Annotated in this window: 20 protein-coding genes; 7 read left to right on the top strand and 13 right to left on the bottom strand. The window is 71.3% G+C overall.

The window, feature by feature from the left end; translation table 11 throughout:
- Positions 1-306: 306 nt before the first annotated feature.
- From ACZ5CR_RS37990 to ACZ5CR_RS38000, 3 genes are all read right to left on the bottom strand, one after another.
- Complete coding sequence (locus ACZ5CR_RS37990) at positions 307-1767, bottom strand: glutamate synthase subunit beta (RefSeq protein ID WP_468866343.1); 1461 nt, start codon at positions 1765-1767, stop codon at positions 307-309.
- Positions 1760-6346 carry a glutamate synthase large subunit gene (gene gltB / locus ACZ5CR_RS37995; RefSeq protein ID WP_468866346.1) on the bottom strand — a complete coding sequence of 1529 codons (4587 nt, stop codon included), beginning with the start codon at positions 6344-6346 and terminating at the stop codon, positions 1760-1762. The genes ACZ5CR_RS37990 and gltB overlap by 8 nt, the downstream gene beginning before the upstream one ends.
- Before the next feature lie 310 nt (positions 6347-6656).
- A complete protein-coding gene (locus tag ACZ5CR_RS38000; RefSeq protein ID WP_468866348.1) occupies positions 6657-7388 on the bottom strand; it encodes a VIT1/CCC1 transporter family protein in 732 nt (243 codons plus the stop codon).
- Between the two features lie 225 nt (positions 7389-7613).
- Between ACZ5CR_RS38000 and ACZ5CR_RS38005 the strand changes: the two genes are divergently transcribed.
- Genes ACZ5CR_RS38005 through ACZ5CR_RS38035 form a run of 7 tightly spaced genes read left to right on the top strand, consistent with a single transcriptional unit; the run spans position 7614 to position 15379 of the window.
- Positions 7614-8621, top strand: a complete 1008-nt coding sequence (locus ACZ5CR_RS38005; protein ID WP_468866351.1) for an ADP-ribosylglycohydrolase family protein — start codon at positions 7614-7616, stop codon at positions 8619-8621.
- Entirely contained in the window at positions 8618-9913 is a 1296-nt protein-coding gene (locus ACZ5CR_RS38010) for an ADP-ribosylglycohydrolase family protein (RefSeq protein ID WP_468866352.1), read from the top strand. The genes ACZ5CR_RS38005 and ACZ5CR_RS38010 overlap by 4 nt, the downstream gene beginning before the upstream one ends.
- On the top strand, positions 9873-11036 hold the full coding sequence (locus ACZ5CR_RS38015) for an ADP-ribosylglycohydrolase family protein (RefSeq protein ID WP_468866353.1): 1164 nt from the start codon (positions 9873-9875) through the stop codon (positions 11034-11036). The genes ACZ5CR_RS38010 and ACZ5CR_RS38015 overlap by 41 nt, the downstream gene beginning before the upstream one ends.
- Positions 11033-12463, top strand: a complete 1431-nt coding sequence (locus ACZ5CR_RS38020; RefSeq protein WP_468866354.1) for an ADP-ribosylglycohydrolase family protein — start codon at positions 11033-11035, stop codon at positions 12461-12463. Before ACZ5CR_RS38015 ends, ACZ5CR_RS38020 begins: the two co-directional genes overlap by 4 nt.
- Complete coding sequence (rbsK, locus tag ACZ5CR_RS38025; protein ID WP_468866357.1) at positions 12460-13365, top strand: ribokinase; 906 nt, start codon at positions 12460-12462, stop codon at positions 13363-13365. Before ACZ5CR_RS38020 ends, rbsK begins: the two co-directional genes overlap by 4 nt.
- Positions 13362-14549 carry a CaiB/BaiF CoA transferase family protein gene (locus ACZ5CR_RS38030; RefSeq protein WP_468866359.1) on the top strand — a complete coding sequence of 396 codons (1188 nt, stop codon included), beginning with the start codon at positions 13362-13364 and terminating at the stop codon, positions 14547-14549. Before rbsK ends, ACZ5CR_RS38030 begins: the two co-directional genes overlap by 4 nt.
- A complete protein-coding gene (locus ACZ5CR_RS38035) occupies positions 14546-15379 on the top strand; it encodes an HpcH/HpaI aldolase/citrate lyase family protein (protein ID WP_468866361.1) in 834 nt (277 codons plus the stop codon). Before ACZ5CR_RS38030 ends, ACZ5CR_RS38035 begins: the two co-directional genes overlap by 4 nt.
- A gap of 112 nt (positions 15380-15491) precedes the next feature.
- Here the strand turns inward: ACZ5CR_RS38035 and lgt are convergent, their stop codons facing one another.
- From lgt to ACZ5CR_RS38085, 10 genes are all read right to left on the bottom strand, one after another.
- Positions 15492-16478, bottom strand: a complete 987-nt coding sequence (gene lgt / locus ACZ5CR_RS38040; RefSeq protein WP_468866364.1) for a prolipoprotein diacylglyceryl transferase — start codon at positions 16476-16478, stop codon at positions 15492-15494.
- 121 nt (positions 16479-16599) lie between these two features.
- The gene (locus ACZ5CR_RS38045) at positions 16600-17379 is read right to left on the bottom strand and encodes a DsbA family protein (RefSeq protein ID WP_468866366.1); all 780 of its coding nucleotides are present in this window, start codon (positions 17377-17379) and stop codon (positions 16600-16602) included.
- Between the two features lie 63 nt (positions 17380-17442).
- Positions 17443-18258 (bottom strand): tryptophan synthase subunit alpha, encoded by an 816-nt coding sequence (gene trpA, locus ACZ5CR_RS38050; RefSeq protein WP_468866368.1) that lies wholly within the window; start codon positions 18256-18258, stop codon positions 17443-17445.
- Entirely contained in the window at positions 18255-19541 is a 1287-nt protein-coding gene (gene trpB / locus ACZ5CR_RS38055) for a tryptophan synthase subunit beta (RefSeq protein ID WP_468866370.1), read from the bottom strand. The genes trpA and trpB overlap by 4 nt, the downstream gene beginning before the upstream one ends.
- 143 nt (positions 19542-19684) lie before the next feature.
- The gene (gene trpM / locus ACZ5CR_RS38060; RefSeq protein ID WP_468866372.1) at positions 19685-19843 is read right to left on the bottom strand and encodes a tryptophan biosynthesis modulator TrpM; all 159 of its coding nucleotides are present in this window, start codon (positions 19841-19843) and stop codon (positions 19685-19687) included.
- Positions 19844-19852: 9 nt separating this feature from the next.
- A complete protein-coding gene (gene trpC, locus ACZ5CR_RS38065) occupies positions 19853-20662 on the bottom strand; it encodes an indole-3-glycerol phosphate synthase TrpC (RefSeq protein WP_389914428.1) in 810 nt (269 codons plus the stop codon).
- Between the two features lie 185 nt (positions 20663-20847).
- Positions 20848-21291: a DUF2752 domain-containing protein gene (locus ACZ5CR_RS38070; RefSeq protein WP_468866374.1), complete on the bottom strand. Its 444-nt coding sequence runs from the start codon at positions 21289-21291 to the stop codon at positions 20848-20850.
- A 100-nt stretch (positions 21292-21391) separates the two neighbouring features.
- On the bottom strand, positions 21392-21631 hold the full coding sequence (locus tag ACZ5CR_RS38075) for an HGxxPAAW family protein (RefSeq protein WP_468866512.1): 240 nt from the start codon (positions 21629-21631) through the stop codon (positions 21392-21394).
- A gap of 119 nt (positions 21632-21750) precedes the next feature.
- On the bottom strand, positions 21751-22446 hold the full coding sequence (locus ACZ5CR_RS38080; protein ID WP_468866376.1) for a TIGR02234 family membrane protein: 696 nt from the start codon (positions 22444-22446) through the stop codon (positions 21751-21753).
- The gene (locus tag ACZ5CR_RS38085) at positions 22430-23932 is read right to left on the bottom strand and encodes an anthranilate synthase component I (RefSeq protein WP_468866378.1); all 1503 of its coding nucleotides are present in this window, start codon (positions 23930-23932) and stop codon (positions 22430-22432) included. Before ACZ5CR_RS38085 ends, ACZ5CR_RS38080 begins: the two co-directional genes overlap by 17 nt.
- Between the last annotated feature and the right edge of the window lie 24 nt (positions 23933-23956).

Below are 23956 nucleotides of genomic sequence, written 5' to 3' on the forward strand. Positions count from 1 at the left end.
AACCGCCAAACTCCGGACCACCGGACGGCCCCGGCAACCCCACCAACACCGGCCCACCACCACTCCCCAAACGGCAACCCCCACACCCCAGGCCCCCCCCACTGACGCGCCCCCGTCATCAGCGCGGCCCCGCGACCTCCCCCGTCGTCTGCCATGACGCCCCATCCGCGACAGCAAGCAGCCCCGCTCCCCGGGCCCCGCCGCAAACGCCACGGCGCCCGCCCCAGTCCGGTCGGGGACAAGGCGGGCGCCGCATCAGTTCCGTACGCCGTTGTACGGGACGTATAGGGGGTTGTGCTGAAGGGATCAGACCATCAGAGATCGGTCCGTGGGTCGAATCGGGGACGGCAAGTCGCTCGCGCCGGTCAGGAAGCGGTCCACGCCCTGTGCGGCCGAGCGGCCCTCGGCGATCGCCCAGACGATGAGCGACTGACCGCGGCCCGCGTCACCGGCGACGAAGACGCCGGGCACGTTGGTCTGGAACTCGCCGTCGCGCGCGACGTTCCCGCGCTCGTCGAGGTCCAGGGCGAACTGGTCCACCAGACCGTTCTCGCGGTCCGTACCCGTGAAGCCCATGGCGAGGGTGACCAGCTGGGCGGGGATCTTGCGCTCCGTGCCCGGCTTCGGGGTCAGCTTGCCGTCGATGAACTCGATCTCGGTGAGGTGCAGGAACTGTACGTTCCCGTCCTCGTCGCCCTCGAAGTGCGTGGTCGAGACGGAGTAGACCCGCTCGCCGCCCTCCTCGTGCGCGGAGGTGACCTTGTAGAGCATGGGGAAGGTCGGCCACGGCTGGTTGGCGCTGCGGTCCTCGCCCGGGCGCGGCATGATCTCCAGCTGGGTGACCGAGGCCGCGCCCTGGCGGTGGGCCGTGCCCACGCAGTCCGCGCCGGTGTCGCCGCCGCCGATGACCACGACGTGCTTGCCCTCGGCGGTGATCGGGGGCGCCACGAAGTCGCCCTCCTGGACCTTGTTGGCGAGCGGCAGGTACTCCATGGCGAAGTGGATGCCGTTCAGCTCACGGCCCGGCACCGGCAGGTCGCGGGAGATCGTGGCGCCGGCGGCGATGACCACAGCGTCGTACCGCTTGCGCAGCTTCTTCGCGTCGATGTCGCGGCCGATCTCCACGCCCGTACGGAACTTGGTGCCCTCCGCGCGCATCTGCTCGATGCGGCGGTTGATGTGGCGCTTCTCCATCTTGAACTCGGGGATGCCGTACCGGAGCAGGCCGCCGATGCGGTCGGCGCGCTCGTAGACGGCGACCGTGTGGCCCGCCCGCGTCAGCTGCTGCGCCGCGGCGAGACCCGCCGGGCCCGAGCCGATGACGGCGACCGTCTTGCCGGAGAGGCGGTCGGGCGCCTGGGGAAGCACGTCGTTCGCGTCCCACGCCTTGTCGATGATCGAGACTTCGACGTTCTTGATGGTGACGGCGGGCTGGTTGATGCCGAGCACGCACGCCGACTCGCAGGGCGCCGGGCAGAGGCGGCCGGTGAACTCCGGGAAGTTGTTCGTGGCGTGCAGCCGCTCGGAAGCGGCCGACCAGTCCTCGCGGTACGCGAAGTCGTTCCACTCGGGGATCAGGTTCCCCAGCGGACAGCCCTGGTGACAGAACGGGATACCGCAGTCCATGCAGCGCGACGCCTGCTTGGAGATGATCGGCAGGAGGGAACCGGGAACGTAGACCTCGTTCCAGTCCTGGACGCGCTCGCCGACCGGGCGGGTCTGCGCGACCTCACGGCCATGGTTCAAAAAGCCCTTGGGATCAGCCATTGGTCGCCGCCTCCATCATCTTCTCGGTGATCTCGTTCTCGGAGAGACCGTCTCGCTCGGCGGCGTCCTTGGCGGCGAGCACTGCCTTGTACGTGCTGGGGATGATCCTGCTGAAGCGCTCCACGGTGGTGTCCCACTCGGCGAGCATCTTCTCGGCGACGGTCGAGCCCGTCTCCTCCTGGTGGCGGCGCACGACGTCGTGCAGCCACTTCTTGTCGGAGTCGTCCAGGGCCTCGACGGCTTGAAGGTTGCCGGGGTTGACGTTGTCCCGGTCGAGGTCGACGACGTACGCGATACCGCCCGACATACCGGCCGCGAAGTTACGGCCCGTCTCGCCGAGGACCACCGCGTGGCCACCGGTCATGTACTCGCAGCCGTGGTCGCCCACGCCCTCGGACACGACCGTCGCACCGGAGTTGCGGACGCAGAACCGCTCGCCCGTGCGGCCACGGAGGAACAGCTCGCCGCCAGTGGCGCCGTACGCGATGGTGTTGCCCGCGATCGTCGAGTACTCGGCGAGGTGGTCGGCGCCGCGGTCCGGGCGGACGATGACGCGCCCGCCGGAGAGGCCCTTGCCGACGTAGTCGTTGGCGTCGCCCTCCAGGCGCAGCGTCACACCGCGCGGCACGAACGCGCCGAACGACTGGCCCGCCGAGCCGGTGAAGGTGATGTCGATGGTGTCGTCGGGCAGGCCCGCGCCGCCGAACTTCTTCGTCACCTCGTGGCCGAGCATGGTGCCGACCGTGCGGTTGATGTTGCGGATCGCGACCTGTGCGCGGACCGGCTGTGCGTCGGTCGCGCCGGAGGCGGAGAGCGCGTCGGCGGCGAGCTTGATCAGCTCGTTGTCGAGCGCCTTCTCCAGGGCGTGGTCCTGGACCGCGGTCTGGTGGCGCGCGGCGCCCTCGGGCAGGGACGGCACGTGGAAGAGCGGCTCCAGGTCCAGGCCCTGCGCCTTCCAGTGGTTGACGGCCCGCTCGGTGTCGAGGAACTCGGCGTGGCCGACGGCCTCCTCGACGGTGCGGAAGCCGAGCTCGGCCAGGATCTCGCGGACCTCTTCGGCGATGAACTCGAAGAAGTTGACGATGTACTCGGCCTTGCCGGAGAAGCGCTCGCGCAGCGCCGGGTTCTGCGTGGCGATGCCGACCGGGCAGGTGTCCAGGTGGCAGACGCGCATCATGACGCAGCCGGAGACGACGAGCGGCGCGGTCGCGAAACCGAACTCCTCGGCGCCGAGCAGCGCGGCGATGACGACGTCACGGCCGGTCTTGAGCTGGCCGTCCGTCTGGACCACGATGCGGTCGCGCAGGCCGTTGAGGAGCAGCGTCTGCTGGGTCTCGGCGAGGCCGAGCTCCCAGGGACCGCCCGCGTGCTTGAGCGAGGTGAGCGGGGACGCGCCCGTACCGCCGTCGTGTCCTGAGATCAGGACGACGTCCGCGTGCGCCTTGGAGACACCCGCGGCGACCGTGCCGACGCCGACCTCGGAGACCAGCTTCACGTGAATCCGCGCCTGCGGGTTCGCGTTCTTCAGGTCGTGGATCAGCTGGGCGAGGTCCTCGATGGAGTAGATGTCGTGATGCGGCGGCGGGGAGATCAGGCCCACGCCCGGCGTGGAGTGACGCGTCTTGGCGACCCACGGGTAGACCTTGTGTCCGGGCAGCTGGCCGCCCTCGCCGGGCTTGGCGCCCTGCGCCATCTTGATCTGGATGTCGTCCGCGTTGACCAGGTACTCGGAGGTCACACCGAAGCGGCCGGACGCGACCTGCTTGATGGACGAGCGGCGGGCCGGGTCGTACAGCCGCTCCGCGTCCTCGCCGCCCTCACCGGTGTTGGACTTGCCGCCCAGCTGGTTCATGGCGATGGCCATGGTCTCGTGGGCTTCCTGCGAGATCGAGCCGTACGACATGGCGCCGGTCGAGAACCGCTTGACGATGTCGGCGGCGGGCTCGACCTCGTCGATGGAGATCGAGGGGCGGTCCGACTTCAGGTTGAACAGGCCGCGCAGCGTCATCAGGCGCTCGGACTGCTCGTTCACGCGGTCCGTGTACTTCTTGAAGATGTCGTAGCGGCGGGTGCGCGCGGAGTGCTGCAGGCGGAAGACCGTCTCCGGGTCGAAGAGGTGCGGCTCGCCCTCGCGGCGCCACTGGTACTCACCGCCTATGTCGAGCGCGCGGTGCGCGGAGGCCACGCCGGAGACCGGGTACGCCTTGGCGTGCCGGGCGGCGACCTCCTGTGCGACGACGTCGATGCCGACTCCGCCGATCTTGGACGTCGTGCCGACGAAGTACTTCGCGACGAAGTCCTCCTGGAGGCCGATGGCCTCGAAGACCTGCGCGCCGCGGTAGGAGGCGACGGTCGAGATGCCCATCTTGGACATGACCTTCAGGACGCCCTTGCCGAGACCGTAGATCAGGTTCCGGATGGCCTGCTCGGCGTCCATACCGGGCAGGAACGTACCCGCGCGGACGAGGTCCTCGACGGACTCCATCGCGAGGTAGGGGTTGACGGCCGCGGCGCCGTAGCCGATGAGGAGGGCCACGTGGTGGACCTCGCGGACGTCGCCCGCCTCGACGAGCAGGCCCACCTGGGTGCGCTGCTTCGTACGGATGAGGTGGTGGTGGACGGCCGCGGTGAGCAGCAGCGAGGGGATCGGCGCGTGCTCGGCGTCGGAGTGCCGGTCGGAGAGCACGATCAGGCGGGCGCCGGCCTCTATGGCGGCGTCGGCCTCGGTGCAGATCTCCTCGATGCGGGCGGCGAGGGCGTCGCCGCCGCCGCTGACGCGGTAGAGACCGGAGAGGGTCGCGGCCGTCATGCCGGGCATGTCGCCGTCGGCGTTGATGTGGATGAGCTTGGCGAGCTCGTCGTTGTCGATCACCGGGAAGGGCAGCGTGACGCTGCGACAGGTCGCGGCGGACGGCTCCAGGATGTTGCCCTGCGGGCCCAGCGAGGAGTGCAGCGAGGTGACGAGCTCTTCACGGATGGCGTCAAGCGGCGGGTTGGTGACCTGCGCGAACAGCTGCGTGAAGTAGTCGAAGATCAGCCGCGGGCGCTCGGAGAGTGCCGCGATCGGGGTGTCCGTGCCCATGGAGCCGAGCGGCTCGCCACCGGTCTTGGCCATCGGCGCGAGGATGACGCGCAGCTCTTCCTCGGTGTAGCCGAAGGTCTGCTGGCGGCGCGTGACGGAGGCGTGCGTGTGCACGATGTGCTCGCGCTCGGGCAGGTCGGAGAGCTCGATCTCGCCGGCTTCCAGCCAGTCCTGGTACGGGTTCTCGGCGGCGAGCCCGGCCTTGATCTCGTCGTCCTCGACGATGCGGTGCTCGGCGGTGTCGACGAGGAACATCTTGCCGGGCTGCAGGCGGCCCTTGCGGACGACCTTCGCGGGGTCGATGTCGAGGACGCCGACCTCGGAGCCGAGGACGACGAGGCCGTCGTCGGTGACCCAGTAGCGGCCGGGGCGCAGACCGTTGCGGTCGAGAACGGCGCCGACCTGGATGCCGTCGGTGAAGGTGACACAGGCCGGGCCGTCCCAGGGCTCCATCATCGTGGAGTGGTACTGGTAGAAGGCGCGGCGGGCCGGGTCCATCGAGCCGTGGTTCTCCCACGCCTCGGGGATCATCATCAGGACGGAGTGCGGAAGCGAACGTCCACCGAGGTGGAGGAGTTCGAGCACCTCGTCGAAGGACGCCGAGTCGGACGCGTCCGGGGTGCAGATCGGGAAGACACGGTCGAGCTTGTCGGTGCTGCGCTCGCCCGCGGAGGCGAACAGGCTGGAGGCGAGCTGCGACTCACGCGCCCGCATCCAGTTCCGGTTGCCCTTGACCGTGTTGATCTCGCCGTTGTGCGCGACGAAGCGGTACGGGTGTGCGAGCGGCCAGCTCGGGAACGTGTTCGTGGAGAAGCGCGAGTGGACGAGCGAGACGGCCGTGGCGAAACGGCGGTCGGACAGGTCGGGGAAGAACGGCTCCAGCTGGCCGGTGGTCAGCATGCCCTTGTAGACGATGGTGCGGGCGGAGAGCGAGGGGAAGTACGTCCCCGCCTCACGCTCGGCGCGCTTGCGCAGCACGAAGGCCTTGCGGTCGAGCGCGATGCCGGAGCTCTCGCCGTCGGCCACGAAGATCTGCCGGAAGACCGGCATCGTCGAGCGGGCGGTGGCACCGAGCAGCTCGGGGGCGACGGGAACGTCGCGCCAGCCCAGGACCGTCAGGCCTTCCTCCGAGGCGATCGTCTCGATCTGTGAGACGGCGGCGTCGGTGGTGCCCGCGGTGTCGACCGGCAGGAAGGCGATGCCGACGGCGTAGGCACCGGCATCGGGGAGTGCGAATCCCGCGACCTCGCGCAGGAAGGCGTCCGGCACCTGGAGCAGGATGCCCGCGCCGTCGCCGGAGTCCGGCTCGGAACCGGTGGCACCACGGTGTTCGAGATTGCGCAGTACGGTCAGCGCCTGTTCGACCAGCTCATGGCTGGCTACACCGGTGAGGGTGGCCACGAACCCGACACCACAGGCGTCGTGCTCGTTACGGGGGTCGTACATGCCCTGAGGGGCGGGGCGACCGTCCATGGGCGACCAGGCGTGCGTACGCATTGGCTCTCCCGTCGTCGTCGTGGCATATGCAATAAGCGAGGGACGACGTTGGCCCAGGCGAAATTTCGTGCAGGTTACATGATGGAACGCTTCTCGAAAAGCGGATAGCTCATTCCACCATGTGGACACCGCTCATAAGTGTGGAGAGCGATCAGAAGGGGGGCCTATGCGGACAGATCTATGGCCGTAGGCCCGAAAGCGGCGCGAGCCTCATTGCCCGCAGCGCTTTCACCTCATGCCCGGTGGTTAACGACTCGAAACCGCCGAGTAACGACTACTTATGCAAGGTCCCGCATAGGACTGCAAGAGTTCATCCTACGGCGCTACCGAACAAGCTGCCCAGGGCGTACGTCACACCCGCCGCCGCTCCGCCGAGCGCCAGCTGCCGAAGTCCGCTGAACCACCAGGATCGCGCCGTCACCTTCGCCACAACCGCACCGCAGGCGAAGAGCCCGATCAGAGCGAGAAGGAGCGCGGGCCAGAACGTGCCCGCACCGAGCAGATACGGCAGCACGGGGAGCAGGGCGCCGAGCGCGAAGGCGCCGAAGGAGGAGACCGCGGCGACGGTCGGCGACGGCAGATCGCCGGGGTCGATGCCCAGTTCCTCGCGCGCGTGGATCTCCAGGGCCTGCTCGGGGTCCTTGGAAAGCTGCTTGGCGACCTCACGGGCGAGCTCCGGCTCGACGCCGCGCGACTCGTACAGCGCGGCGAGCTCCTTCTCCTCGTCCGCCGGGTGCTTGCGCAACTCCCGCCGTTCCACGTCGAGTTCGGCCTGGACGAGCTCTCGCTGCGAGGCGACGGAGGTGTACTCGCCCGCCGCCATGGAGAAGGCGCCGGCGGCGAGGCCGACCAGGCCCGTGACGACGATGGTCTGCTGCGACACGGATCCGCCCGCGACACCGGTCATCAGGGCCAGGTTGGACACCAGGCCGTCCATCGCGCCGAAGACGGCGGGGCGCAGCCAGCCGCCGTTCACGTCGCGGTGGGTGTGGTTGTCGCGGTGCGCTTCGTGCAGCGTCGCTTCGGTCTCGATGATCGCCATCGTGGGCCCCCTCAGTACTTGGACGATCTCGAAAGTACGCGCGAAAAATCGCTCTCGCCAGCAAGGAAGGCCGTACTTACCTGCCCTTGCGCAGGCGCGAACAGGGGTCTCTCGAACCGGTGATCGCATGGGGCGGAGGGGTGATGTCGGCGTCCCGGATGCTCGCGTCAGGGGTGCCGCGTGGGAGGGATACAGCCACACGTCTCGGCACCAGGGAGGCACAGCATGACGGGCTTGACCGGTGTGGCAGGAGTGACCGGAGCGACCGGGTCGATGGGCCTGCGAGAGCGGGCGCGGGGCGCGCTTCTCGGTCTCGCGGTCGGCGACGCCCTCGGCGCACCCGCCGAGAACATGAAGCCTTCGGAGATCCGCCGCCGCTGGGGACGCATCACCGGGTACGTCGCCGAACATCCGTCGGGCACGGACGACACCGAGTACGCGATCTTCTCGGGGCTCCTGCTCGCCCGGCACGGCTCGGCCCTCACCGTCGCGCATGTCGAGGCGGCCTGGCACGAGTGGATCGCGGACCTGGACGAGGGTCCCTTCCGGGGCGCGGGCTTCAGCGAGCGCGGCACCCTTGAGAACCTGCGCCGTGGTCTCGCCGCGCCCATCTCGGCGCAGCACCGGCACGCGTGGAGCGACGGGCTCGCGATGCGGGCCGCCCCGTTCGGGGTCTTCGCCGCCGGGCGGCCCGCCGAAGCGGCCCGGCTCGTCGCGATCGACGGCTCGGTCAGCCATGACGGCGAGGGCATCTACGGCGGGCAGGCGGTGGCGGCGGGGGTCTCGGCTGCGATGGGCGGGGCTCCGGTGGACGCGGTGGTGGACGCCGCCCTGTCCGTCATCCCGGAGGACTGCTGGACGTCCCGTTCGCTGCGGCGGGCGGTGGCGGTGGCGCACCGGGGCGAACGCGCGGTCCGCTCCGCGGTGGTGATCGGCGGCTATCCGTGGACCGACCTCGCCCCTGAGGCGGTGGGGCTCGCGTTCGGGGCGTACGCGGCGGCCTCCGGCCACTTCCCGGACGCGGTGCTGACCGCCGTCAATATGGGGCGGGACGCGGACACGACGGCGGCGGTCGCCGGGGCGCTGGCCGGGGCGTCGTGCGGGCCTTCGGCGATTCCCCCGGCGTGGGCGGCCGCGATCGGCCCTGCGCGGGGGAGCTGTCTTCCCTCTATGCGGGGGCATCACGTACTGGATGTGGCGGAGTTGCTCGTCCCGGACGGGGAGGCCTCGTGACCGCCGACAAGCCCGCCGCAGTCGTCCCCGCTGTGGGCAGGCGTTCCGCAGGGCGGGACGGGTGGGCACAGCCCTTTGCGCCGGGCGCCGCTGGAAGTGGCGTCCACCGAAACGAAGCGCCCGGAGCGCAGATCGCGGGTCTGCTCCTCGGACTCGCGGCGGGTGACGCCGCGGGGTGGCCCGCGGCCCGGCACAGAGCGAGCCGCATGCCCGAGTGGACCCGCAGGCTCACCCGCGAGCTGGACACCTTCGCCGAGCAGAACGCCACCACCACCCTCCCCGTCCCCATCGCGCTCAACCAGCCGCCGGAACCCCTCCGCCTCGGCCCCTCGGACGACGCCGAATGGGCCGCCTTCACCGCCGAGTCGCTCCTCCGCGCGGCGGACGGGACCCTCGACCCCCGGCTGTCCCCGGACCGCCGGGTCCGCGCCGCACTCGACCTCGCCTGGAACACCCTCGCGAGCGAGATCGCCGCGGCGGCTGCCCGCGCCCCCGAGGTCGAGTCCGCGGTACTCCCCCTGCGCGCCCGCATCTCCGTACGCGCGGGGCTCGGCAACCTCGCCGCGGGCCTGCGTCCACCCGCCACCGGCCATGACAACCCCCACTTCTTCGACGACGCGGGCTGCGTACGCGCCTGCGTCCTGGCCCTGGTCCATCCGGGCGACCCCGAACAGGCCGCCGACCTCGCCGAGTTCGACGCCCGCTACACCCAGGACGGCGACGGCGTGCACGGCGCACGGGCCATGGCCGCGGCGATCGCCGCGGCGATCGGTGGCGCGGACGTCGACACGACCGTGGACGCCGCTCTCGCCCAGCTCCCCGAGCACACCGAGATCGGCCGCAACGCCTGGCACGCCGTCAAACTCGCCCGCACCCAGGCGCAGGAGGACGGCGCGTTCGGCCTCGTACCCCTCCTGGAGCACCAGATCGTCGACCACGTCTACAGCTACGGCATCGCCGCCGCGGAGACCGTCCCGGTCGCCCTCGCCCTGACCACCGCGGCCCGCGGCCGTATCCGCGACGCGGTGCCCGCCGCCGCCTGCCTCTCCCGTGTCGCCGACTCCGCGCCCGCCCTCGCCGGTGCGCTGACCGGCGTGCTCGGCACGGCCGCCGCCATCCCCGAGGCCTGGCGCGACGCCTGCCGCACCCTCTCCGGCTGCGCGCTCCCCCGTCTCGCGGGCACCGACCTGGTGGAACTCGCCGGGCACCTGGCAGCCACGGAACTGACCGCTCCGGGAGGACAATCCCGGCATGACGTCATCAATGGAACCAACGGGACCGGATCTCCCTGAACGCATCACCGCCTGCCTGGTGGGAGCAGCCGTCGGCGTCGCGATCGGCGGCCCGGTCGAGGGCTACTCCCCCGAGCAGATCGTCGAACGGCACGGCGGTCGCGTACACGGCATCGTCGGCCCCTGGAACGGCGACCACTGGCGCACCGCCCGCCCCATCGCGCCGTACCACAAGGGCGACGGACACGTCACCGACGACACCTTGATGACGCACGCGCTCATCCGCGTGTACGCGTCCGTCCGCGACCACCTGGACGCCTACGCGGTCGCCGACCACCTGGTCCCCGACCTCATGACGACCCCGCGCTGGATCCCGGAGCTGGAAGCGGAGGCCATCCCCCTGCACCGCCTCTTCCTCGCCGAGAAGTGGATCGTCGCCCGCCTCCACTACGGCCACGTCGACCCGCGCGAGGCGGGCACCGGGAACATCGTCAACTGCGGTGCGGCGATGTACATGGCGCCGGTCGGCCTGGTCAACGCGGCGAACCCGAAGGGCGCGTACGCCGAGGCCCTCGACATCGCGGGCGCGCACCAGTCGTCGTACGGACGTGAGGCGGCCGCGGTCTTCGCGGCGGCGGTGGCGGCGGCGTGCGCACCGGGTGCGACGCCGACCTCGGTGATCGACACCGCCCTCGGTCTCGCGAAGGACGGAACGCGGGCCGCGATCGAATCAGTGGTCGAAGTGGCCGCCCATCACCAGGACTTCGAGTCGGCGCTGACCCCGCTCCGCACCGCGGTCACCCCCTTCGACACGGTCGGCCCCGACTACCGCGCCCCGTCACTCGGCGCCCGCCGCCCCTCCCGCCTGCACGCCATCGAGGAACTCCCCGTCGCGCTCGGCATGCTCCTGGTGGGCGACGGCGACTACCGCCACACAGTGCTCGGCTCGGTCAACTACGGCCGTGACTGCGACTCCATCGCGACCATGAGCGGCGCGATCGCCGGCGCCCTGGGCTCGGTCGCCCCGCCCGAGTGGTCCAAGACGGTCGCGGAGGCGAGCCGCCTCGACCTGCACGCCCCCGCGGCGACGCTCGCCGAGGTCGCCCAGGAGATCTTCACCCGCGACGTACGCCGCCGTCGCGCCCACGAGTCGGCGTACGCGGCCCTGACGGCCACCCCATGATCCGCCTCACCTGGGTCCAGCCGGAGGACCTGGTGGGCCACGAACTCCGCCAGGCGGAGGAGGAGGGCAAGGACGTCCGGGCGATCCAGGCCCGCTGGCTCGCGGCGGGCGGCCACCTGGCCCCGCCCAGAGCGGGCGCGTCCCCGGCCCCGCCGTCCCCACACCTACGGGCGCTGGCTCTACAGCTCTTGGACGAACTGTCCACGCCGTCGCGGGCAGGCGTTCCGCAGGGCGAGTGGGGTCTCCCCTGCTCGGACGAAGCCGAGAACCTGGGGAAGGGTGGGCACCACGCACCGGCACCAGCACCGGCACCGGCACCGGCACCAGCACCGAGTGCGAAGCCGTCGACGTCACCCGCACCCGGCCTGCGCCACCGCCTCCACGCCGCCTGGCTGGGCAGAGCCGCAGGCTGCCTCCTGGGCAAACCGGTGGAGAAGCTCCCGCTGGAAGGCATCAGGAGCCTCGCCCGGGCAACAGGCAACTGGCCCCTGAACACCTGGTTCACGGAGAGGGGCGTACCCAGGGAACTGAAAGAGACGTACCCCTGGAACAAACGCTCCGCGCCCACCTCCCTCGCCGAGAACATCGACGGCATGCCCGAGGACGACGACCTCAACTACCCCCTCCTCAACCTCTGTCTCCTCCAACGCCACGGACGGGACTTCACCACCGCGGACGTGGCCAGGCTCTGGCTGGACGAGCTGCCCGCCGCCCGCACCTTCACCGCCGAACGCGTCGCCTACCGCAATCTCCTCAACGGCATCGAACCTCCGCACACCGCCACCCACCACAACCCGTTCCGCGAGTGGATCGGCGCTCTGATCCGCGCCGATGTCCACGGCTGGACCAACCCCGGCGCCCCCACGGCCGCAGCCGACAGCGCCTACCGCGACGCGCGCCTGACCCACACCGCCAACGGCGTGTACGGCGCGATGTTCGCGGCGGCCACCATCGCCGAGGCCGCGGCAGGCGCCGGGGACGTCCACCACTGTCTCCGCACGGGCCTGACCGTCGTACCGCCGGACTCACGCCTGGCCCGCGCGGTCCGGCACGGCATTCAACTGGCCTCCCGCACAAGGACCTTCGACCACGTGGTGGACGATCTGCACGCCGCCTACGGCCACCACCACTGGGTCCACGTCATCCCCAACGCCGCCCTCCTGTCCGCCGCCCTCACCCACGCCGACGGCGACTTCACCGGCTCCATCACCCGCGCCGTCTCCGGCGGCTGGGACACCGACTCGAACGGCGCGACAGCGGGCTCGATCGCGGGACTGCTCGCTGGCCACCCCGACGCGCTGGAAGAGCGCTGGACGGCCCCGCTGAAGAACCGCGTCGCCAGCACCGTCCCGGGCTTCGACGGCACCGGCTTCGACACCCTCGCGGACCTCACCACCGAACTCGCCCAGGAGAGACCCCACCCATGACCCACATCGCCGTGCTCGGCAGCACGAACATGGACCTCGTCGCGTACGTCGCCAAGGCCCCGCAGCGCGGAGAGACCGTCACCGGGCGCGAGTTCCGTACGCTTCCCGGCGGCAAGGGAGCCAACCAGGCCGTCGCCGCGGCCCGCGCGGGCGCCGACGCCGTGTCGATGATCGGCGCGGTCGGCAACGACGCCTACGGCACCCAGCTGCGCGCCGCACTCGAACACTCCGGCGTCGACACCGACCTGCTGCGCACCGTCGAGGCCGCCACCGGCACCGCGCACATCGTCGTCGACGACGAGGGCGGCAACGCGATCGTCGTCATCCCCGGCGCCAACGCCACGCTCACCGCGCTCGCCCCCGGCGACGAGGGCCTGATCGCCTCCGCCGACGCACTCCTGCTCCAGCTGGAGATCCCCGTCGACGGGGTGCTCGCCGCCGCACAGGCCGCCCGTAGACACGGCGTACGCACCATCCTCACCCCGGCGCCCGCGCAGCCCCTCTCCCCCGAACTCCTCGCCTCCATCGACCTGTTGGTGCCGAACGAGCACGAGTCGGCCACGCTCACCGGACTGCCCGACGCGCACGACGCCGCCCGTTCGCTCCTCTCCCAGGTCCCCGAGGTCGTCGTCACGCTCGGCGCGCGCGGCAGCCTGTACGCGGCCCGAGGCGCCGAGCCTGTCCTGGTGGCGGCCCCGCAGGTCACCGCCGTGGACACGACGGGCGCGGGCGACACGCTCGTCGGAACCCTGGCGGTGGCGCTCGCGGAAGGCCGTTCCGTGCCGGACGCACTCGCCTGGGCGGCGTCGGCGGCGGCGCTCTCCGTACAGCGCACAGGAGCATCGTCGTCCATGCCGTTCCGCTCCGAGATCGATACCCAGGTGAACGGGGCGACCTCATGACGGCGCCCCTCACCGGCCTCCGCGTCCTCGACCTGGCGACGCTCTTCGCGGGGCCGCTCGCCGCCACGATGCTCGGCGACTTCGGCGCGGAGGTCATCAAGGTCGAGCACCCGCGCAGGCCCGACCCGTCCCGGGGGCACGGCCCGTCGAAGGACGGCGTCGGCCTCTGGTGGAAGCTGCTCGGCCGCAACAAGCGCACGATGACGCTCGACCTCTCCACGCCGGGCGGTCGCGAGACCCTCCTGCGCCTGGCCGCGACGGCGGACGTGGTCGTCGAGAACTTCCGTCCGGGAACCCTGGAGAAGTGGGACCTGGGCTGGGAAGAGCTGAGCGAGGTGAATCCCCGTCTCGTCCTGACCCGCGTCACGGGCTTCGGCCAGTTCGGCCCGTACTCACGGCGCCCCGGCTTCGGCACGCTCGCGGAGGCGATGAGCGGCTTCGCCGCGATCACCGGCGAACCGGACGGGCCGCCGACCCTGCCGCCCTTCGGCCTCGCCGACTCGATCGCGGGGCTCGCGACGGCGTACGCGGTGATGACGGCGCTCGCCGGCCGCGACCGGACGGGCAGAGGTCAGGTGGTGGACATGGCGATCATCGAGCCGATCCTCACGGTCCTTGGCCCGCAGCCGCTCTGGTACGACCAGCTGGGCCATGTGCAGCCCCGCACCGGCAACCGCTCCACCAACAACGCGCCCCGCAACACCTACCGCACGGCGGACGGCAGTTGGGTCGCCGTCTCCACGTCGGCCCAGTCGATCGCGGAGCGCGTGATGCGTCTGGTGGGCCGCCCGGAGCTGATCTCCGAGCCGTGGTTCGCGACGGGCGCGGACCGCGCGGCCCACGCGGACGTGCTCGACGGGGCCGTCGGCGGCTGGATCGCCCGGCACACCCGCACGGAGGTGATCGAGGCCTTCGAGAAGGCGGAGGCGGCGGTCGCCCCCATCCAGGACGTACGTGATGTCATGACGGATCCCCAGTACGCGGCCCTGGACACCGTCACCACGGTCGACGACCCGGAGCTCGGCCCGCTGCGCATGCAGAACGTCCTCTTCCGGCTCTCCGAGACACCCGGCTCGATCGGCTGGGCGGGCCGCCCTCACGGAGCGGACACGGACGACGTGCTGACCGAACTGGGCCTGACGGAACGGGAGATCGCCGACCTGCGCGAGGCGGGCGCGCTGTGAAGGACACGCCTCTGACCTGGCTGTACGCTCCCGGAGACCGGCCGCCCGTGGTGGCGAAGGCTCTGCTCGCGGGCGCCGACGCCGTCATCATCGACCTGGAGGACGCGGTCGGCCCCGACCGCAAGGAGTACGCGCGAGCGGCGACGGCCGAGCTGCTCTCCGAGATCCCCGCCGTCCCGGTCCACGTCCGCGTGAACGCCCTGGACAGCCCGCTGGCCGATGCCGACCTCCGGGCGATCGCGCACCTCCCCGGGGTCTTCGGCCTGCGCCTGCCCAAGGTGACCTGTCCCGCCGACGTCGTTCGCGTCGCGGAGCGGTCGGCCCCCGCGGACGGCGGCGCTCCCGCCCTGCACGCCCTCATCGAATCGGCCGTCGGCCTGGAGCACGCCTTCGCCATCGCCACCGCGCACCCGGCCCTGCACGGGCTCTCCATCGGCGAGGCGGATCTCCGCGCGGACCTGGGCGTACGTGACGACGCGGGCCTCGACTGGTCCCGTGCGCGCGTGGTGGTGGCCGCGCGGGCGGCGGGTCTGGCACCGCCCGCGCAGTCGGTGTACGCGGACATCCGTGACACCGCGGGCCTGACGGCGTCCTGCGCGCACGGCCGTTCCCTGGGCTTCCTGGGCCGCGCCGCGATCCACCCCCGCCAGCTCCCCGCCATCGAACGCGCCTACCTCCCCACCCCGGAGGAGATCGACCACGCCGAGCAGATCGTCAAGGCGGCCACGACGGAGGCCGGTGCCCTGGCTCTCCCGGACGGCACGTTCGTGGACAAGGCCGTGGTGGAGGGCGCGCGGCGGGTCCTCCATCTCGCGCGGCGGCGCCCATAGCGATGGGGCCGCCGGATCGGTGATCCGGCGGCCCCATCGACGTACGAAGCAGACGTACGAAACAGACGTATTGAGCAGACGTGCTGAGCGGACGTACTGAGCGAAGAGCGTGTCAGCCCTTCTTGGCGGACTCGGCAGCTCCGTCCTTATCCGCTTCCTTTTCCACTTCCTTGTCCGCTTCCTTGTCTCCCGCGTCCTCCGCGTCCTCCGCGTCCTTGGACGCGTCGGCGTCCGTGGACTTGGACGGCTTCGCGTTCTCGCCGTCCGAGGCTTCCTCGTCGGCGGGCACGGGCTCGACGATCTCCTCGCGACCGGGGCGCTTCTTCGCCGAGAGCACGAAGTAGACGACGGCGAGGACGAACACCGCGATGGCGGTCCAGACGTTGAGGCGAACGCCGAGGATGTGGTGCGCGTCGTCGACCCGCATGTACTCGATCCAGCCGCGGCCCGCGCAGTACGACGCGACGTACAGCGCGAACGCCCGGCCGTGTCCCAGCTTGAAGCGGCGGTCGGCCCAGATGACCAGGAAGCCGACGCCGATGCACCAGAGGGATTCGTAGAGGAACGTCGGGTGGTACGTGCCGGGGACCCGGCCGTCCTCCGCCGACGTGATCTTCAGCGCCCACGGCAGATCCGTGGCCTTGCCGTACAACTCCTGGTTGAACCAGTTGCCCCAGCGGCCGATCGCCTGGGCGAAGGCGATACCGGGGGCGAGGGCGTCGGCCCAGGCGGGCAGCGGGATGCCGCGCCGGCGACAGCCGATCCAGGCGCCGACCGCGCCGAACGCGATCGCGCCCCAGATGCCGAGGCCGCCCTCCCAGATCTTGAAGGCGTCCACCCAGTCACGGCCCTCGCTGAAGTACAGCTGGTAGTCCGTGATCACGTGGTACAGACGCCCGCCGACGAGGCCGAACGGCACGGCCCAGACGGAGATGTCGGCCACGGTGCCTGGGCGGCCCCCGCGAGCGATCCACCGCTTGTTGCCGAGCCAGACGGCGACGAAGACGCCGATGATGATGCAGAACGCGTAGCCGCGCAACGGAATGGGTCCGAGTTCGACCACACCGCGCGACGGGCTGGGAATGAAGGCAAGGTCCATGGCAGGTCCGACGCTATCGTGCCGGGCGGTACCCAGGACAACCAGCCTGGCTACGTCTCCATAACAGGTCCCCGCCCGAGGCCCGCCCGAGGGCGCGGTCGAGGGCGCGGTCGGCCCCTGGCTAGCCCCTGTTCGCCGCCTCCACCTTCGCCTTCAGCTTCGCCGGGGTCAGCGGGTTCTTCTGGTCACCGAAGATGTTCTTGCCGTCGAGCAGCACGCTCGGCGTGCCCCTCATGCCCGACTCCTGGAACGCCTTGTTCGACTTGGCTGCCCAGCTGTCGTGCTTGCCGTCGTCCACGCACTTCTTGAAGGGGTCGGTGACGAGGCCGTCCACCTTGCCCGCGAGGTCGATCAGCTTGCTGTTCTTGCTGAACGCGTCGTCCGCCTCCGCGGGCTGGTTCTCGTACAGCACGTCGTGGTACTCGGTGAACTTCCCGTCGTCCTGGGCGCAGGCCGCCGCGTTGGCCGCGCGCAGGGAGCCGCTGCCGCCCATGTTCCCGTCGATGATCGTCGCCAGGTGGTACTCGACCTTGAGCTGGCCCTTGTCGGTGAGCTCGTGGATCGTCTTGCGATACGTGTCCTCGAACTGCTTGCAGGCGGGGCAGCGGAAGTCCTCCCAGATGGTGAGTGTGGACTTGGCGCTGTCCTTGCCGACGGGGATCGAGAGTTGGTCCTCGCCGTTCGCGCCCTTGGGGGCGGACAAGGGGCCGCCCGAAGTGTCCTTGTCGTCACCCGAGTTGGCGGCGACCAGGCCGACCACGGCGGCGAGCGCGAGGACGCCCACGACGGCGGCACTCACGATCAACACTCTGCGCTGCTTGTCCCGCGACTTCTGCCGCTCTCGCTCTTCCGCCAGCCGGTCGCGGGCCGCGCGCTTTCCCTCACGGTTCTTCTCGCTCACACCCGGCCAACGAACCGGGGAGGCACGAGCGTGCCTCCCCGGTCCCAGGTCCACCCATACGAGTTACGCGTTGCCGCGAACTCCCTCGGCGAGATCACCGGCGAGCGCACGGACGGCGGCAAGGCCCGCGGCCTCGTCCTCCGCGTCCAACATCCGCTGTACGAAGGCGGAGCCGACGATCACGCCGTCGGCGAAGCCCGCGACCTCGGCGGCCTGGTGGGCGTTGGAGACGCCGAGGCCGACACAGACCGGCAGGTCGGTGGTGGCCTTGGTGCGCCGCACCAGCTCCTGCGCCTGCTCCCCCACCGACGCACGGGTACCCGTGACGCCCATCAGCGACGCCGCGTAGACGAAGCCGGAACCGGCCGCCGTGATGGTGGCAAGCCGCTCGTCCTTGCTGCTCGGCGCGACGACGAAGACGGTCGCGAGGCCGTGCTTCTCGGCGTGCTCCCTCCAGGTCGCCGACTCCTGGACGGGCAGGTCGGGCAGGATGCACCCGGCGCCGCCCGCGTCGGCGAGCTCGGCGGTGAAGCGCTCGATGCCGTAGCGGTCGATCGGATTCCAGTACGTCATGATCAGCACCGGCTTGCCGGTCGCCTCGTGGGCCTCGCGCACCGTGCGCATCACGTCGGCGATCTTCAGGCCCGCCTTGAGCGCGATGTCGTCGGCGGTCTGGATGACCGGGCCGTCGAGGACGGGGTCGCTGTGCGGGAGACCGACCTCCACGACGTCGGCGCCGCCGTCGAAGACGGCCTTGATGGCCGCGATGCCGCCGTCCACGGTCGGGAAGCCGGCCGGGAGGTAGGCGATGAGGGCGGAGCGCCCCTCGGCCTTGGCGGCCGCGAGGGTGTCGTCCAGCAGACTGATGTTGCCGCTCACTTGGCGTCTCCCTCGATCTCCGCGCCGGTGCCGGCCGCGTCCGCCTCGACGGCGGCGTCCGTGTCGTACAGGCCGAAGTAGCGGGCGGCCGTGTCCATGTCCTTGTCGCCGCGCCCGGACAGGTTGATGATCAGCAGCCCGTCCTTGCCCAGCTCCTTGCCGATGTCGAGCGCCCCGGCGAGCGCGTGGGCGCTCTCGATGGCCGGGATGATGCCCTCGGTGCGGGACAGGAGACGCAGGGCCTGCATGGCCGCGTCGTCGGTGACCGCGCGGTACTCGCCGCGGCCGCTGTCCTTGAGGTAGGCGTGCTCGGGGCCGATGCCGGGGTAGTCGAGTCCGGCCGAGATCGAGTAGGGCTCGGTGATCTGCCCTTCCTCGTCCTGGAGGACGTACGACCGGGAGCCGTGCAGGATGCCCGGCTCACCGGCGGTCAGCGTGGCCGCGTGCTCGCCGGTCTCGATGCCGTGGCCCGCGGGCTCGCACCCGATGAGGCGGACACCGGCGTCCGGGATGAAGGCGTGGAAGAGGCCGATGGCGTTGGAGCCGCCGCCCACACACGCGACGGCGGCGTCGGGGAGACGGCCCGCGCGCTCGATGATCTGGCGCCGGGCCTCCACGCCGATGACGCGGTGGAAGTCGCGCACCATGGCGGGGAAGGGGTGCGGGCCCGCCACGGTCCCGAAGAGGTAGTGCGTGCGGTCCACATTGGCGACCCAGTCGCGGAACGCCTCGTTGATGGCGTCCTTCAGAGTGCGGCTGCCGGACTTCACGGCGATGACCTCGGCGCCGAGCATGCGCATGCGGGCCACGTTCAGGGCCTGGCGCTCGGTGTCGATCTCACCCATGTAGATGGTGCATTCGAGGCCGAAGAGCGCGCAGGCGGTGGCGGTGGCGACGCCGTGCTGGCCCGCGCCGGTCTCCGCGATGACGCGGGTCTTGCCCATGCGCTTGGTGAGCAGGGCCTGGCCGAGCACGTTGTTGATCTTGTGCGAGCCGGTGTGGTTCAGGTCCTCGCGCTTGAGGAAGACCCGTGCGCCACCGGCGTGTTCGGCGAACCGGGGCACTTCGGTGAGGCTGCTGGGGCGGCCGGTGTAGTTGACCAGGAGGTCGTCGAGCTCGCGGGCGAACTCGGGGTCGCTCTTGGCCTTGTCGTACTCGACGGCGACCTCGTCGACGGCGGCGACGAGGGCCTCCGGGATGAACTTGCCGCCGAACGCGCCGAAGTAGCCTTCGGCTGTGGGGACTTGACCCTCGGGGTCGGGGATGAAGTAGTCACTGGGCATGACGGATCCTCGCTAGGACTGGCGTTGACGTCTGGCACGAGCGTGCGCTCCGGCGCCGTTGCTGGTTGCGGTTCCGTCGCGACTACAGCCTGTCATCGGCTGATCGCGCAGTTCCCCGCGCCCCTGACGGGGCGCTCCTCAGCTCACGCGGCGCTCGAAGCGCCGCCCCGCCATCGCATCCCGGGGATCTGGCCCGGCTCCGCGCCGATGTGGTAGCGGACCCGGCGGCCCCGCACGCGCCGCGCGGGCGCCCGGCAGCCGCGAGGGCGGCAGCCGGGTGCGAGGCGGGCGAAGGCGGTCATCGGGAGGGGTCAGCTCCGGCCGTGGCGCAGGGCGGGGTGTGCGCCCGCGGCGACGAGGTCGGACACCGCGGACTTCGGGTCGCGGCCGGTGACCAGGGACTCCCCGACAAGGACCGCGTCGGCGCCCGCGTTGGCGAACGCGATGAGGTCGTGCGGCCCGCGCACACCGGACTCGGCGATCTTGACTACGTTGTCCGGCAGCTCGGGCGCGACACGCTCGAAGGTGGAGCGGTCGACCTTCAGGGTCTTGAGGTCGCGGTTGTTGATGCCGATGACCCGCGCTCCCGCGTCCACGGCCCGCTCGGCCTCGTCCTCGTCGTGCACCTCGACGATCGGCGTGAGGCCGATCGAATGGGCGCGCTCGATGAGCGACTCCAGGGCGGGCTGCTCCAGGGCGGCCACGATCAGCAGGGCGAGGTCGGCGCCGTACGCCCGTGCCTCCCACAGCTGGTACGAGGTGACGATGAAGTCCTTGCGGAGCACCGGGATGTCGACCTTGGCCCGGACGGCCTCCAGGTCGGCGAGCGAGCCGCCGAAGCGGCGCTCCTCGGTGAGCACGGAGATGACGGCGGCGCCGCCCGCCTCGTAGTCGGCGGCGAGTCCTGCCGGGTCGGCGATCGCGGCGAGCGCGCCCTTGGACGGGCTTGAGCGCTTGACCTCACAGATGACCTTGACGCCGTCGCCGCGCAGGGCGGCGGCCCCGTCCTTGGCCGCAGGAGCCTTCGCCGCGCGCTCCTTGAGCTCGTCGAGGCTGACGCGCGCCTGCCGTTCCGCGAGGTCGGCACGGACTCCGTCGATGATCTCGTCGAGCACACTCACGCGAGCGGCCCCCTTCCCTGACGGTGAAGCTGCTGTTTGAACCTCAAGCTGTTCGGCTGCCTCATCCGGCATTCCGATGGTCACTGCGATGGTATCCGCAGGAGGGCGAAGGCCCCGCATCCGGTTGACGCCAGTCCCACGACCTGGACACCCGCCACCCCTGCGGCCTGCGGTTTCTCGATATGTCAAGGATGCAGCCATGCCCCGAACGGCAGATTGCGTACGAGGGTGAAGACGGCGATGAGGACCCCGATCCCGTACAGCTGTGCGGGACCCAGATCGATGCGCAGCCCTCGCCCGCGCGCCGCACGGGCCGCCCAGAGGGTCCAGAGCACCGCGAAGACGACGTACCCGGCGACGGCGAGCGCGTTGGCGCCGAGTGCCGTGGTGAAGTCGCCGTGGATGAAGGCGTGGGCGCTGCGCAGGCCGCCGCAGCCGGGGCAGAACACGCCGGTGATCTTGAGCAGCGGGCAGGTGGGGTAGTGGCCCGGCTCGTTCGGGTCGACCGTGCCGACGTAGGCGAAGGCGGCGATCACCGAGCCGAGCACACCGACGGGCACCGCGAGCCGCCGCAGTGCGGAGCCGACGGGAGGTGCCGCGCTCTCGGGTTCAGCGTTCACCCGATGCATTGTGCCCTCCGGCGGCGGCCTGTGCCCGGCAGGGAAACGCGGAAGGAGGCGGCCTCGGCACACCTGCCGGGACCGCCTCCCACGTACGTCGGTCGAGGACTCAGCCCTCGGAGTGCGCGAGCTGCCCCGTCGTCGGCTGCGGCCGGCGCTTCGCCTGGCCGAGGCCGGCGGCACGCATGATCATGCCGACGACGCCACCGGCGACGATGATGACCATGCCGGCCCAGAAGCCCAGCGGGTTGGCCATCACCATGAAGGCACCCGAAACGCAGAAACCGATGAAGGCGATGATGACACCGGTCCAGGCGGCCGGGGTGTGTCCGTGGCTGCTGCCCGACATGGCTTGCTCCTCGTTGCTGTGTGCGTGGTGGTGATGGTGCATGAGCTGGTGCTGCATGGGGTGAGCCGAACGCTCACCGCTCCATTGTCCCGCACGCGCGCGCGTGCCTGAGCCCGGGGTCACGTCTCCCGCGTGGGGTCCTCACCGCGGTCGAGGGCCTTCCACAGGTCTTCGGGCCGGTCCGGGTCCACCGTGGGCGGCGCCTTGCGCGGGCGCGGGGCGCCGTCGCGTTCGTAGCGTCCCGACATCGCGGGCCAGGACTTGCCGTACGTCAGGGCGAGCAGCCCGGCGACGAGGATCAGCGCGCCTGCGGCGGCGGCGGCGTACGGCCAGGCGGTGTGGCTGAGATCACCGATCGTGGCGGCGGCGTCGCCGGAGGCCTCCGCGGCCTTCTCGTCGAGCGCGCCGCTGTCGTCGGCGGCGAGCAGGGCGGCGGCCACGGTGCCCGCGCCGCTCAGCGCGAGCAGCAGCGAGACGAGCATCCGCCCGGCCTTGCGGACGGCGAAGACGGCGACGAGCGCGGCCAGACCCACTATCGCAAGGGCCGCGGGCACGCCCGTGACGTCGCTGCCCGTGGCGCTCAGCGGCAGTTCGCCGCCCGCCACCGAGACGGTGCCTTTGGCCCAGGTCTGGCGGGACGCGAGCAGCGCGAGGGCCGCGCCGACCGCGCCGAACAGGAGGGCCACGGCGATACTGCGCCGACCGCTGCGCTGAGCCCTGGTCTCGGGCTCCGCGTCGGCCTCGGAGGCGTCGGCGGCCTGGGTGCGGGGCGGTGGTACGGCAGAAGTCACCTCTCCACTATCCCTCACGTCCATCGGGACGCCGCAGCCGGTTCGCCGTGTGGACGGCCCGCAGGACCGCCGCCGCCTTGTTGCGGCACTCGGTGTCCTCGGCCACCGGGTCGGAGTCGGCGACGACCCCGGCTCCCGCCTGGACGTACGCCGTGCCGTCGCGCAGCAGCGCGGTGCGGATGGCGATGGCGGTGTCGGAGTCGCCCGCGAAGTCGAGATATCCGACACAGCCGCCGTACAGACCGCGCCTCGAGGGTTCGAGCTCGTCGATGATCTGCATCGCGCGGGGCTTGGGGGCGCCGGAGAGGGTGCCCGCGGGGAAGCAGGCGGTGAGGACGTCGAAGGCGGTGCGCCCTTCGGCGACCTGGCCGGTGACCGTCGACACGATGTGCATGACGTGGGAGTACCGCTCGACGGACATGAAGTCGACGACCTCGACCGAGCCGGGCTCGCAGACGCGCCCCAGGTCGTTGCGGCCCAGGTCGACCAGCATCAGGTGCTCGGCCCGCTCCTTGGGGTCGGCGAGCAGTTCGTCGCCGAGCGCCTGGTCCTCCTGCGGAGTCGCGCCGCGCGGCCGGGTGCCCGCGATGGGGTGGACCATGGCGCGCCCGTCCTCGACCTTGACGAGGGCCTCGGGAGACGACCCGACGACGTCGAACCCGTCGAAGCGGAAGAGGTACATGTACGGCGACGGGTTGGTGGCCCGCAGTACGCGGTAGACGTCGAGGGCGCCGGCTTCACAGGACGTCTCGAAGCGCTGCGAGGGGACCACCTGGAAGGCCTCGCCCGCGCGGATGCGCTCCTTGATGTCCTCGACGGTCTCCTGGAACTGCTCGCCGCCCCACAGCGCGGTGTACTCCGGCAGCTCGGACGGCGGCAGCGCGGCCGGGGGCTGGGAGACGGCCTTCGACAGGTCGGCCTCCATGGCGTCGAGGCGGGCGACCGCGTCGGCGTACGCCTCGTCGACGCCCGTCCCCAGGTCGTTGTGGTTGATCGCGTTGGCGATCAGCAGCACGGATCCGTCCCAGTGGTCGAGGACCGCCAGATCGCTGGTGAGCAGCATGGTCAGCTCGGGCAGCTGGAGGTCGTCGCGCTCGCCGGGGCCGATCTTCTCCAGGCGCCGCACGATGTCGTAGCCGAGGTACCCGACCATCCCTCCCGTGAAGGGCGGCATCCCGGACGCCAGGTCACGGGGCGTGTGCAGGGCCTCGACGGTGGCGCGCAGGGCGTCGAGCGGGTCGCCGGAGGTGGGCACGCCGACGGGCGGGGCGCCGAGCCAGTGGGCCTCGCCGTCGCGGGTGGTGAGGGTGGCGGCGCTGCGGACGCCGACGAAGGAGTAGCGAGACCATGATCGACCGTTCTCGGCGGACTCCAGGAGGAACGTGCCGGGCCGCTCTGCGGCGAGCTTGCGGTAGAGCCCGACGGGGGTGTCGCCGTCCGCGAGGAGCTTGCGGCTGACGGGGATCACTCGGCGGTCGCTCGCGAGCTTGCGGAAGGTCTCGACATCCATGGGAGGAGCTTACGGCCGTGCGGG

The sequence above is a fragment of the Streptomyces sp. NPDC031274 genome, from assembly GCF_055570235.1.